Source organism: Vibrio sp. D401a, assembly GCF_030248515.1.
Lineage (GTDB): Bacteria > Pseudomonadota > Gammaproteobacteria > Enterobacterales > Vibrionaceae > Vibrio > Vibrio rotiferianus.
Genome location: NZ_JAHGAI010000038.1, coordinates 126,811 through 140,158 on the forward strand (window position 1 = coordinate 126,811; position 13,348 = coordinate 140,158).

Annotated in this window: 8 protein-coding genes; 6 read left to right on the forward strand and 2 right to left on the reverse strand. The window is 45.9% G+C overall.

Translation table 11 applies throughout. The features are described 5' to 3' along the window. Positions 1-412 precede the first annotated feature (412 nt). Positions 413-1,720 (reverse strand): hemolysin family protein, encoded by a 1,308-nt coding sequence (locus tag KIV41_RS16830; protein WP_252042103.1) that lies wholly within the window; start codon positions 1,718-1,720, stop codon positions 413-415. Between the two features lie 183 nt (positions 1,721-1,903). Here KIV41_RS16830 and KIV41_RS16835 point away from each other — a divergent pair, with 183 nt between their 5' ends. After that, positions 1,904-3,139 carry a DEAD/DEAH box helicase gene (locus tag KIV41_RS16835; RefSeq protein WP_285337052.1) on the forward strand — a complete coding sequence of 412 codons (1,236 nt, stop codon included), beginning with the start codon at positions 1,904-1,906 and terminating at the stop codon, positions 3,137-3,139. 96 nt (positions 3,140-3,235) lie between these two features. Here the strand turns inward: KIV41_RS16835 and KIV41_RS16840 are convergent, their stop codons facing one another. After that, the gene (locus tag KIV41_RS16840; protein ID WP_285337065.1) at positions 3,236-4,843 is read right to left on the reverse strand and encodes a BCCT family transporter; all 1,608 of its coding nucleotides are present in this window, start codon (positions 4,841-4,843) and stop codon (positions 3,236-3,238) included. Positions 4,844-5,255: 412 nt separating this feature from the next. Between KIV41_RS16840 and KIV41_RS16845 the strand changes: the two genes are divergently transcribed. The 5 genes from KIV41_RS16845 to KIV41_RS16865 all read left to right on the forward strand — a co-directional run bounded on the left by KIV41_RS16845 (position 5,256) and on the right by KIV41_RS16865 (position 13,337). Further along, positions 5,256-5,918: a TrkA family potassium uptake protein gene (locus KIV41_RS16845; RefSeq protein ID WP_285337053.1), complete on the forward strand. Its 663-nt coding sequence runs from the start codon at positions 5,256-5,258 to the stop codon at positions 5,916-5,918. After that, complete coding sequence (locus KIV41_RS16850) at positions 5,915-7,282, forward strand: TrkH family potassium uptake protein (protein WP_285337054.1); 1,368 nt, start codon at positions 5,915-5,917, stop codon at positions 7,280-7,282. The genes KIV41_RS16845 and KIV41_RS16850 overlap by 4 nt, the downstream gene beginning before the upstream one ends. 235 nt (positions 7,283-7,517) lie before the next feature. Further along, complete coding sequence (locus tag KIV41_RS16855; RefSeq protein WP_285337055.1) at positions 7,518-10,493, forward strand: M6 family metalloprotease domain-containing protein; 2,976 nt, start codon at positions 7,518-7,520, stop codon at positions 10,491-10,493. Between the two features lie 160 nt (positions 10,494-10,653). Further along, positions 10,654-12,123 carry a protein adenylyltransferase SelO gene (locus tag KIV41_RS16860; RefSeq protein ID WP_285337056.1) on the forward strand — a complete coding sequence of 490 codons (1,470 nt, stop codon included), beginning with the start codon at positions 10,654-10,656 and terminating at the stop codon, positions 12,121-12,123. Positions 12,124-12,338: 215 nt separating this feature from the next. Further along, positions 12,339-13,337 carry a DctP family TRAP transporter solute-binding subunit gene (locus KIV41_RS16865; RefSeq protein WP_010446971.1) on the forward strand — a complete coding sequence of 333 codons (999 nt, stop codon included), beginning with the start codon at positions 12,339-12,341 and terminating at the stop codon, positions 13,335-13,337. The last annotated feature ends 11 nt before the right edge of the window (positions 13,338-13,348 follow it).

Consider the following 13,348-nt stretch of genomic DNA (forward strand, 5'->3'; position numbering starts at 1 on the left):
AAAACGCCTTTGTATAGTGATAGCTATCGTTAAGGCTCTGCGACCATTAATTCAATTCCTTTTGGATCGATATCTATTCTTATGGTTATTTTTTTAAATTAAATAAGGTCCGTCTTTATTTTAGTTAATTCTTATTTAGCCAGAAGTGGCCATAATTATAGAACGTTATTATATTTGTAAAATTTCGTATTGCTACAAATAAATTTTTGAGTGTTTGAAATGGGAGTGGTGATTATTAGTAGATAAGTAGGAGGAGTAGATAACTACTAACAGATAAAAAGCAAAGTAAGGGAGGGAAATATTTTTGATGCCCAGCTGGATAATAAGTACATTTATAATTATGAGATCGCATTCTTTATCTAATCTCTACGACCTCATAATATTTACTGTAAGTCACAATGAGTTTTTAAGCCTATTCTTTCACTTTTGTCACTTTAACTTGCATAATACGATTGCTTTTTACGTGCAGAATTTCAAACCGCCAGTATTGATATGTCATGATTTCTCCTTGAGTGGGTACACGACCAATTAACCACGTCAAAAAGCCGTTTAAGGTTTGAAAACCTTCGCTCTCTTCTCCTTCAATGGTATTGAGCTCAAGCTTGTATTTCAGCTCGTTAAGCGGGATAAGCGCATCCATCAACCAACTGTCATCTTTTTGCTTTTTCGCCCAGACATGCTGAGGAGCCATACCTAATTCACCGGCGATGGATTTGAGTAAATCGTGGTGAGTCACTAAGCCTTGCACATCTCCATACTCATCGACAATGAAGACCATTTCTGTACTGGTTTGCTGCATGTAATTGAGCAGCGGTAAGCCTTTCATAGACTCTGGTACAAAGCGTGAACGTTTGAGCAACTTGGCCAAGCGAGAAATCGACAGCTCGTCATATTCATCCAACAAGACCTTGGAAGAAATCGTACCTATGATGTTATCCAGCCCGCCTTTACACACTGGCCAAACGGAATGCTGCGTTTGGCGCAAGTTTCTAAGCGTTTCTTCAAGGGGTAAATCGAGGTCGAGGTAATGCATATCGCAGCGAGGCGTCATCAGCGAAAGCGCAAGGCGATCATTAAGGTGCAGTAAATTGCGAATCATCAGTTGTTCTTGCGGTTCGATAGCGCCGCATTCAGACCCTTCGCTCATCACGGCAAAAATGTCTTCCTCTGTGACGACTTCCCCTGTGTTGTTCTGACGCAATAGCTTGAGTAAAGCATCGGTCGATAAGGTCAGCAATAGAACAAACGGCGTGGTCAGTTTGGCTAACCAATGAATAGGGTAGGCAACGATAACGGCAATGCGCTCGGCATTGTTCTGAGCAAAGCGTTTTGGGACCAATTCGCCTATCACAATGGCGAAGTAGGTGATGACGACAACGACAATCGCGGTTGCGAGTACAGTGGCAACTTCGCGCTCAATACCTTGAGTCACGAGCCAGTGTTTAAACGGAACCGAAAGCGTAGCTTCACCAAAGATACCGCTAAGGATACCGATCACTGTGATGCCGATTTGGATAGTAGAGAGGAATTGCGTGGGATTATTTTTCAGTTGTAGAGCGAGGCGGGCAGAAGCGCTGTGTTCGGCAAACTTTTTCAGTCGGCCGCTTTTGGCGGTGACTAACGCAATCTCAGACATGGCAAACACGCCATTGAGAGCGATTAATCCAACCAGTAATAAAATGTCCATGAAGTTTTCCAGTGATGCACACGCTAGCAGCATAACGAGCTTTGCAGGAGAGAAACGTGAAGTGGCGAATAATTCATCACGCTGTAACAATGAAATACGTAATGAAAAGGATAGAATTTGATTATCGAACCTGCTTTTGCCTACGCGATGATTGATTCTGTTACTTAGGGCGGATTCTGATACACTACGCGCCCATTTCTTCGTTGAGACGTTTCTATGCCATTTTCTAAGCTTGGTTTAAGCGCTCCTATCACAGATGCTGTGAAGGCGCTGGGTTATGAAAAACCGACTTCTATCCAACAAAAAGCCATTCCAATTGTTCTGCGTGGTAGCAACCTGATTGCCGCAGCACAAACCGGTACGGGTAAAACTGCCAGCTTTGTATTGCCAATCTTAGAAAAACTGAGCCAAGGTGAAACGCAACGTAAAAAGCGTGCACGTGCGATCATCCTAACGCCAACCCGTGAGCTTGCTCTTCAAGTTCACCAAAGCATTGAGGCCTACAGCAAGAACCTGTCACTTCGTTCTATGGCGATGTTTGGTGGTGTGGATTACGCACCGCAGAAACAAGCGTTGATCGAAGGTGTCGACATTGTGGTGAGCACGCCGGGACGTTTGATTGACCTATACGGCCAACGCGCGATCCATTTTGATGAAGTAGAAATGCTGGTTCTGGACGAAGCCGACAAAATGTTGGATATGGGCTTCATCGATTCAATCGATAAGATCGTCGATTGCATGCCAGAAGACATTCAAAGCTTGTTGTTCTCTGCGACGCTATCTAACCCAGTGCGTGATTTGGCGAAGAACGCGATTGTCGATCCTGAAGAAATTTCGATCGCGAAACACAGTGCATCGAAATCAAACATCAAGCAGTGGATCACTACAGTCGATAAAGACATGAAGTCTTCACTATTAAGCCACATGCTGAACGAGAACGACTGGTCACAAGTATTAGTATTCATCGAAACCAAGCACGGCGCAGCGAAGCTGGTTACTCAGTTAGAGAAGCGCGGCATTGTGGCAGAAGCGTTTCATAGTGGGCGTAATCAACGCGTTCGCCAAGAGCTGATTGAACAGTTTAAAGCGGGTGAAATTCAATACTTGGTTGCAACGGGTGTTGCGGCACGCGGTATCGATATCGACAACTTGCCAGTGGTGATCAACTACGATTTGCCGTTCCCAGCAGATGAATACGTACACCGCATTGGTCGTACTGGTCGTGCTGGTGCGCAGGGTGAAGCGATCTCTTTGGTATCGAAAGATGACTTCAAAAACCTGTGCATGATTGAAAGCCGTCTTGGCCATTTGCTAGAGCGTGTAGAAATTGAAGGTTTTGCACCAAGAAAACCAGTGCCGATTTCTATCTTGAACTACGTGCCGAAGAACAAGCGTAAACCGCAAGATCAGCGACCTCGTCGTGACAACGGTGATAAGCGCAACGCGAAGTAATTACGCTTGAACCCAAGCGTATAAACTTGAATAAAAGGAAGCCGCATTTGAATGCGGCTTCTTTGTTTTTCGCTTTAGTATTTAGTGCAGTTCAGATTAGCTCGCCTTAGCTTTGGCTAAACGTTGCTGAACATATTGAGGCTCAGTGCGCATGCCCATCACCAAGCTCACACACATCACTAACAGGATGATGGTAAAAGGTAAGCCAGTTGAAATCGTACCTGCTTGCAGGGCTTGAATTGCTTCTGTCCCGCCAATCCAAAGTAGAACCGCTGCAATTGCACCTTCTACGCTCGCCCAGAAAATACGTTGTGGAACGGGCGCATCTACTTTACCGCCAGCGGTAATGCTATCAACAACCAGTGATGCAGAATCTGAAGACGTGATAAAGAACACCATGATCAAAACGATAGAGATAACCGATAGCACAGTGCTCATTGGCATCGCTTCGTATGCGTAGAACAGAGACAGCGTAATGTCCGTTAGGCCGTTTGTGCCCAGCTCACCGATTTTATTCATGACTTGCTCAATCGCGATTCCGCCAAATGCTGACATCCAAATCAAAGTAATAGTGGTTGGAATCAAGATAACTGCGGTAATGAACTCGCGTACGGTACGACCTTTAGAGACGCGCGCAATAAACATACCGACACATGGTGACCATGAAATCCACCACGCCCAGTAAAATACCGTCCAGCCGTGCATCCAAGCTTCGTCTTCACGACCATAAGGGTTGCTCAGTGGGAGAATGTTTTCTACGTATCCCATCAGTGTGGTTGGGATTGTGCTCAACGCAGCGGCAAGGCCAGCCAGAATTACGAACACTAGTAGAGCAAATGCGACGGTTAGGTTGATGTTACTCAACACTTTCACGCCGCCATCAATACCGCGCACAACAGAGAAAATTGCCAGAGTGGTTACGAAGGCAATGACCGCCAACTGCATACCCAAGCCACTTTCGATACCAAATACATGACCTAAGCCACTTGCTGCTTGCTGTGCACCCAGACCAAGAGAAGTCGCGAGACCAAACAAGGTTGCCAGTACGGCCAACACATCGATCACGTGACCAAACCAACCCCAAGTGCGATCGCCTAAAATAGGGTAGAACACAGAGCGAATAGACAGCGGCAAACCTTTGTTAAAGGCGAAGAAGGCCATAGAAAGTGCAACTACTGCGTAAATTGCCCAAGGGTGTAGACCCCAGTGGAACATGGTTGCGCCTAACGCGACTTGTTTGGCTTCTTCGGTAAATGGCGTTACATCAAGTGGCGTTTCATACCAACCAGTGAAGTAGGCTACGGGTTCTGCGACGCCCCAAAACATCAAACCGATACCCATGCCCGCGGCAAACAACATCGCAATCCACGAGATGTTCGAGTGCTCAGGTTTGGCATCTTCACCGCCAATACGGATCTTACCAAAAGGAGAAAAAACAAGGCCGATACAGAAGAGCAGAAAGATATTGCCAGCCCACATGAAGAGATCATCAAAAGAACCGATGATCTGCCATTTGACGCCATCAAGAGCGGCTTTTGCTGTGGCAGGATCGACTAAAAGAAGTGCGATTAAAAAAACGATGATCAGACCCGCGCTAGTACCAAAAACAGGGTTGTGAACATCAAATCCCCATTTTTGTACGTTGTCTTGGCCGACCGTATAGTCAGTATTCTCGATACTGTACTTATCCTTAGTTGTAGACATCATCCCTCTCAAACTACTTAGAGTACAAACTAATTTTTCGGCGCGCACTATAACAAAACTCAGATTAAATGGCTAATTTGCTGATTAATAGATCAGTAATGTCAGTTTTTATGCATATAAAAAGCAAAGAACACGAAATAATTTTTGGTGTGGATAAGCAAGTGATGCAAATCATTTGTCAAAAAAATGCATCGATAAATTAGTCGATAAGTGAAGTGTGAAGTCCGTGGCTATTCTTTTGATTTAATTGCCAATAATCAGGAAAACTTGAGAGATGTGTCTTACGCTTTACACAGATCGTACGCGAAGGTTTGAGTTAGGGTTCTGTCAATTTTTTGTCGTCTTGTTTGCAGATGATGAGGAATAGGCGCAGACTTTTGCGCCTGCTATTCAACGCATAAATGAGGCACGAATGAAAACTGGTGATAAGCAATTTGCTGTAATTGGCTTGGGTCGTTTTGGCTTAGCCGTTTGTAAAGAACTGCAGGATTCCGGTTCACAAGTTTTGGCGGTAGACGTTAATGAAGACCGTGTGAAAGAAGCGGCAGGATTTGTTAGCCAAGCCATCGTGGCGAACTGTACTCAAGAAGATACAGTAGCTGAATTAAAACTCGACGATTATGACATGGTCATGATCGCCATTGGTGCCGATGTGAATGCCAGCATCCTCGCAACGCTGATCGCAAAAGAGGCGGGTGTGAAATCGGTTTGGGTAAAAGCGAACGATCGCTTCCAAGCCCGAGTGCTGCAAAAAATCGGTGCAGACCACATCATCATGCCTGAGCGCGATATGGGTATTCGTGTTGCACGTAAGATGCTCGATAAACGCGTTCTAGAATTCCACCCATTAGGTAGCGGTCTGGCGATGACAGAGTTTGTGATTGGTTCGTGCTGGATGGGTAAAACGCTGGGTGAACTCGCTTTGTGTAAAGTGGAAGGCGTGCAAGTGCTGGGCTTCAAACGCGGGCCTGAGATTACCAAAGCACCAGAACTGAATACCACACTAGAAATCGGCGACCTTATCATTGTGGTGGGGCCTCAAGACAAACTTGCGAGCAAGTTGAAATCACTATGACGCAGTTTCATCAGAGAGGCGTTTTCTACGTCCCAGATGGCAAACGAGATAAAGCGAAAGGTGGTGAACCGCGCATCATATTGCTGAGCTTTCTCGGTGTGCTATTACCTTCTGCTATTTTGCTTACGTTGCCGATCTTTTCGGTGACGGGACTTTCGATTACCGATGCATTGTTCACCGCGACTTCTGCTATCAGTGTGACTGGCCTTGGTGTGGTTGATACAGGGCAACACTTCACATTGGCAGGCAAAACTCTGTTGATGTTCTTAATGCAAATTGGTGGTTTAGGTCAGATGACACTTTCTGCCGTCTTGCTCTATATGTTTGGCGTACGTTTGAGCTTGCGCCAACAAGCGTTAGCGAAAGATGCATTGGGCCAAGACCGCCAAGTGAATTTGCGTAAATTGGTGAAGAAAATCGTTATCTTCGCGCTGATTGCAGAGACGATTGGTTTTATTTTCCTTTCGTTCCGTTGGGTACCTGAAATGGGCTGGCAAACGGGCATGTTCTATGCGTTGTTCCATTCCATCTCAGCCTTCAATAATGCCGGTTTCGCGCTTTTCTCCGATAGCATGATGAGCTTTGTGAATGATCCTGTGGTGGTCTTCACGCTGGCGGGCTTGTTCATCTTCGGGGGATTAGGTTTCACCGTGATCGGTGACCTCTGGCTGCATTGGCGTCGAGGTTTTCACTTTTTGCATTTACACACCAAAATCATGCTGATAGCAACTCCTGTATTGCTCGCAGTAGGTACCATCCTGTTTTGGCTGTTGGAAAGACATAATCCAAATACGATGGAATTTTTACCTATGGCAGGGCAGTGGCTCGCCGCCTTCTTCCAATCAGCCAGTGCGCGTACTGCGGGTTTCAACAGTGTCGATTTGGCGCAGTTCACTCAACCAGCGTTACTGGTAATGATTGTATTGATGCTTATCGGTGCGGGTTCTACTTCAACGGGTGGTGGTATTAAGGTATCGACCTTTGCTGTGGCATTCATGGCAACATGGGCATTCTTGCGTCAGAAGAAACATGTGGTGATCTTCAAACGCACTGTGAACTGGCAGACGGTAACTAAATCGTTGGCGATCATTGTTGTCAGCGGCGCAATCTTAACGACCGCGATGTTCTTACTGATGATCACTGAGAAAGCGGCCTTTGATAAGGTGATGTTTGAAACCATCTCAGCTTTTGCAACTGTAGGCTTGACTGCGGGTCTGACGGCAGAACTGTCTGAGCCGGGTAAATACATCATGATTGTGGTGATGATCATCGGACGTATTGGACCTTTGACGTTGGCGTATATGCTAGCGCGTCCTGAACCAACGTTGATCAAGTACCCAGAAGACAATGTCTTAACTGGTTAGGTTGAGAGAGCCAGTAACGCACTGTGAACAAGCGAGAGAATGTCACCATGATGTCTCTCGCTTTCTTATAGCGAACGTGTAGTGACACTCAAAAAATAGTCAATGTATTTGAAAGGTATTTAACTTTATAAATAATTGGTTACTATTCATTTGATTAATTGATGCATGAACTTGTTCTTATATTTATGCATGAGGATCGCGTGCCCAAGCGCGAAACGTCAGATGGAGCAGAATTTTGAAAATAAAAACAATAGCCTTATCCGTAATCGGAATGTTAACCGCCTCGACGGTACTTGCGACAACGCCTCCTGCGCCAATTTGGCATACCGTGCAGTTAGATGATGGAAGCGAGAGTGAGGTCATCTTAAGAGGTTCAGCCGATTTTCACTGGTATGAGGACAAGCAGGGTAATGCACTTGTTAAGCAAGACAAAGATTGGTTTTTTGCCAAGATTACCCAAGATGGAAACATTCCTAAACTAGAATCGACGGGCGTCAAGAAGCTTTCCAACCAAGCCGCACCAAGTGTTTCACTAGAACGACCAGATCTGCTCTACAAAGCACCGCTTGAATCGATGCAAGCGATATCTCCGAAAGCTCGGCATAATATTCTAAAGCGAAGTTATGGAATTCAAGCCATGAGCGCTTCGTCTAATTTTGAGCAGCCGCTTTTGGTCGTACAAGTTTCATTTACTGACCAAAAAATGGAGCACGATTTTTCTTCCCTTGTGTTTGGTCAGTCTGGTCAAAGCGTTGTGGACTTCTATGACAAAAACTCTGGTGGTAAATACCAAGTGGTGCCTGCTAGAGAGAGTGTTGGGACAACAAACGATGGCATTATTAACGTTTTTGTTAATCAAAAGCAGCCAAACTGTCATACAAGCACGGATTTGAGCTGTTCGACTAAAATTGACTCTGTTATTGCTGAAGCATACGGGCGTATTGAGGACTCTGTTGATTTTGCAGCGTATGACCGTAATGGAGATGGTCAGCTTGATCCCGATGAACTCTCTGTAATATTTGTGTTTGCTGGAGGTGACCGCTCAACGGGTTATTTAGACCGTCCCGCGATATGGCCGCACAAAGGTAGCCACAGCACGGTGAAAGTTGATGGTAAAAATATCACGGAATATTGTGTCTTTGGTGATTACCAAACCACGCATCAATCGACCATGGGGGTGATTGTTCATGAACTCGGCCACTTAATGCTTGGTCTGCCGGATCTTTACTCATATCACCATGATGGTTCTATTGGTATGTGGGGAGTGATGGCTGGTGGCTCTTGGGGGAAAAAGCCAGGCGATAACTATGCTGGTGAGACCCCGGTCAACATGAGTGCTTGGAGTAAGCATGCTGCTGGTTTTACTAATCCATCGGTTTCTTTAGACGCGAATACCAATATTGTAGTGCCAAATGGTGAATCAAGTGTGGTTTATCTGGATTCATACCTAAAAGAAATGGGGCCTCGTTTATACGTAGAGAACCGCACGCTGACAGATTATGACAGAGCGCTTCAAGGAGAAGGTGTTCTCGTTAGCTCTGTGAATATTCGCAATGCCTTTAATGATGTTGGTGAAATGCAAGTTCAGATCATGCAGGCTGATGGCTTAAAAGAGCTTGAGCAAGGCTCCTACGCTGATGAAAACGATTTGTACCCGCAAGGTAACACTTCAATTGGTGATAACACTAATCCTAGCTTGAGCGCAATTGCTGGCTTTGATACCAATGTTTCTGTTACTGGAATCACAAGCACATCGTCTTCTGCTAGCTTCGTGATGAGTCGTCCTGACGAGCCAAACAAATTTGCTTGGTTGAACAACCTTAACCGTGGCTACGTTTTCCCGACTCAAGACAATGCGCTCGCACTTAAAATGAACTTGGCTAACCCAACTGAGTTAGATGGCCTTCAATTATTTGCTGTGCCTACGAGTAAAGGTGGCGCCGTTAGTTACAAAGTTTGGCGCTACAGTTCAGTTAACGAAGTGTTTTCCACCATGACGTTTGATGATGCAAACGCGGAGTTACTCCAACAAGGCAGTGTGCAGCCTCCTAATCGAGTGCTGTTCTCTCAGCCTACTAAGTTACCTGCGGGTGAACATGTTCTATTGGTTGAGATAGAAGGAGGCACTTATGAAGGCAGTGTGAATTTCGGTGCACTTCACTCGGATATTCTGCAAAGCGAGCGACCATTGTGGGTTGGTAAAAGTGCAGATAAGTCGACTGAAGGCTTAATCAATACCGCCTTTTCGACAATTCCATTTGTGGCTCTGCTGGATTTAGATGTTGCTAGTGTAGTGACGGCAAAGCCTGATGCATTTGAGACGGCAAAAAACACTGACTATTCGCTGTCTTTGATGGCCAACGACGACATTGCTCAAGGGTACTTATTTAATGTCGTTATTGCTGAGCATCCAACTTATGGCAGTGTTCAAGGTGATGTCTACTCGCCGAAGAAGAACTTTGTAGGTGAAGAGCGTTTCAAATATCGTCTTGTCTCTTCAGATGGCAGCATCACCTCAAACACGGTAGAGGTAGTGGTGACAGTAACGGGAGACAATGATGAACCATTAGCGGATGCGAGCGCAGATACAGGGGATCTAGAAAACAGCGGAAAGGTAACGCTATCTGCTGCGGGGAGCTCTGATCCAGATGGTGACGATCTGGAATATTTGTGGGAGCAAATTAATGGCCTAGCGACAACCATTGAAAATGCCAATACCGCAGAAGCCAGCTTTGCGATCCCACAGGGCAGTAAACAAGGTGATGTATTGATATTCCAGCTGACTGTTACCGATCCGAGCGGCTTAACATCGACATCCCAAGTGAGTGTCGAGGTGCAAAATGCGTCACCAGAAGCGAACACAGATAGCGTAACAGTGACTGCTGGTGAGGAGGTTGTCATTGATGTTCTTGCAAATGACACTGACGCTGAAGGTCATGATTTGACAATTAAATCAGTGACCATCACGAGTGGTGGAGGCAGCGCAGTAATTGAAAATGGGAAAATCCGTTACTCAGCGCCATCAGGTACAGGGCAATCTGTAATGTTAACTTACAGCATTATGGATGAAAAAGGCTCTACAGCGGCAGCGGTTGTGAATATTAATGTGCTTTCTCAATCGTCAGGGGTTTCGTTTGGTGACTCAGGTGGTAGCACTTCATTCTGGGCGCTGGCACTTCTAGGGCTGCTAGGTTGGCGTCGCCGTAGTTAAAATTATGACTCATAAAGTTAAGCCACTCGATTGAGTGGCTTTTTTGTCGGGTTGTTCCGCCGTCTTGGTAAGCACAAATACCCATGCACAATTCATGGCTGAAGGAGACCACGTTCACGGCGTATACTCTTTAACAGGAAGTCTTCGTTAAGGAACTGCAATGTCCATTTGGGAAGGGGTGAATTTCACTCATCGATTCAGTGCGCTACCGTCAGCATTTTTCACCCATGTTGCCCCACAACCGCTAGACAACACTCGTTGGGTTGTTTGGAATGGCGAGTTCGCGCAGCAGTTTGGTTTACCAGTTGCTGCAAATGATGAGGTGTTAAATGTGTTTGCTGGGCAAGCGGACTTTGCTCCATTTGCTCCTTTGGCAATGAAATACGCGGGTCATCAGTTTGGGGTGTATAACCCAGATCTGGGTGATGGTCGCGGTTTGCTACTGGCAGAAATGCAGCACCAAGATGGCACTTGGTTTGATATTCACCTCAAAGGGGCAGGGTTGACGCCGTATTCACGAATGGGTGATGGCCGTGCGGTGTTGCGCTCTACGGTGCGCGAATATCTGTGTAGCGAAGCGATGGCAGGGCTAGGGATTCCTACCACCAGAGCGCTAGGTATGATGGACAGTTACACACCAGTTTATCGCGAGAAGATGGAATATGGTGCACTGCTGATCCGTGTCGCAGAAACGCACATCCGCTTTGGCCACTTTGAGCACTTTTTCTATACCAATCAACTCGCTGAGCAAAAGCTGCTTGCAGACAAAGTCATTGACTGGCATTTCCCTGAATGCTTAAAAGCGGTGAAGCCATATGCAGCAATGTTCGAACTTATTGTAGACAAAACTGCCGTGATGATTGCTTACTGGCAGGCTTACGGTTTTGCACATGGCGTGATGAACACAGATAACATGTCGATACTTGGGCAAACCTTTGATTACGGGCCGTTTGGCTTCCTCGACGACTACGATCCAAATTACATCTGTAATCATTCGGACTACCAAGGTCGTTATGCCTTTGAGCAGCAACCTCGCATCGCGCTTTGGAACCTTTCTGCCTTGGCGCACTCCTTGTCGCCTCTTGTAGATCGAGAAGATCTCGAAACGGCGCTTGGTAAATTTGAAGTGCGCCTTAGTCGAAAGTTCAGCGAGTTGATGCGTGCCAAGCTCGGCCTTCATACCAAAGTTGACGAAGACGGCCGCTTGTTTGAAGCCATGTTTGAGCTGTTGAATCAAAACAAAACAGACTATTCCCGCTTCTTCCGCGAACTCTCTAATCTTGATGCTAGACCTTCCCAAGCTGTGATAGATCTGTTTATTGACCGAGAGGCGGCAAGTGCATGGGTAGACTTATATCTTGCGCGTTGTGAGTTAGAAGTCGACGAGAACGGTGAGCATGTCACTGTGCAGCAACGTTGTGAGCGCATGCGCCAAGTGAACCCGAAGTACATCTTACGCAATTACCTTGCTCAACTTGCCATTGATAAGGCTGAGGAGGGGGATTTCAGTGAAGTCAATCGACTGGCTGAACTGCTCAAGCGTCCGTATGATGAACAGCCTGAGTTCGATGATTATGCCAAGCTGCCTCCAGAGTGGGGCAAGAAGATGGAAATCAGCTGTTCCTCTTAAATGTGTCATTTTCCACCCATCTCGTTCATTCGTATGGGTGGATTTGACCCTTTGTCTTTTTAAATTATCCTTCTTTTAATCTTAAGTTGTTGACTAATAATCAATAATTAACTTGGTCTGCAACTTGCTCCTTGTAGAACATCCGTACCCATCACCCTCTACCCATTTAGGTACTCATGGAAAGGATGGGATGTGATTCAACAAGGAGAATAATAATGTTTAAGCCTCTAACCCTACTGTCTGTCTCTGCTCTGGCAATCACTAGCTTTAATGCTGCTGCAAACTGTGACCCTGGTGAAACTGTGATTAAGTTTAGCCACGTAACCAACACGGACAAACACCCGAAAGGCATTGCTGCTTCGCTACTGGAAAAGCGCGTCAATGAAGAAATGAACGGTAAAGTCTGCATGCAGGTTTTCCCTAACTCGACGCTTTACGATGACAATAAAGTACTGGAAGCGCTGCTTAACGGTGATGTTCAACTCGCTGCTCCTTCTCTTTCAAAGTTTGAGAAATTCACCAAGAAGTACCGCATTTTCGACCTTCCATTCCTATTTGAAGACGTTGCAGCTGTTGACCGTTTTCAAAACTCAGAATCTGGCGAGAAGTTGAAGAACGCAATGAAGCGACGTGGCTTGCAAGGCCTGGCGTTCTGGCACAACGGTATGAAGCAGATGTCCGCCAACAAGCCATTAATGTTGCCAAGCGATGCCGAAGGGCTGAAGTTCCGCGTGCAAGCATCGGACGTTTTGGTCGCCCAGTTCGAACAGCTTGGCGCAAACCCACAAAAAATGTCGTTTAAAGAAGTGTATGGCGGTTTACAAACCAAAGTCATCGATGGTCAGGAAAACACGTGGTCAAACATCTACGGTAAGAAGTTCTTCGAAGTACAAGACGGTATTACTGAGACCAATCACGGCATTCTGGATTACCTCGTAGTGACGTCGAATGACTTCTGGAAAAATCTACCTGATGACCAGCGTGAACAGCTAAATACCATCATTCAAGAGGTCTCCGCTCAGCGTAACGCAGAGTCAACCAAAGTGAACCTTGCTAACAAGAGCAACATTATTGAAGCAGGTGGTGTGGTTCGCTCTCTGAGTGCAGAACAGCGCCAAGAGTGGGTAACGGCGCTTCAGCCTGTGTGGAAGAAGTTTGAGAAAGACATTGGTTCTGACTTAATCGATGCTGCGCTAGCTTCTAACCAGCAATAACAACATTAGAC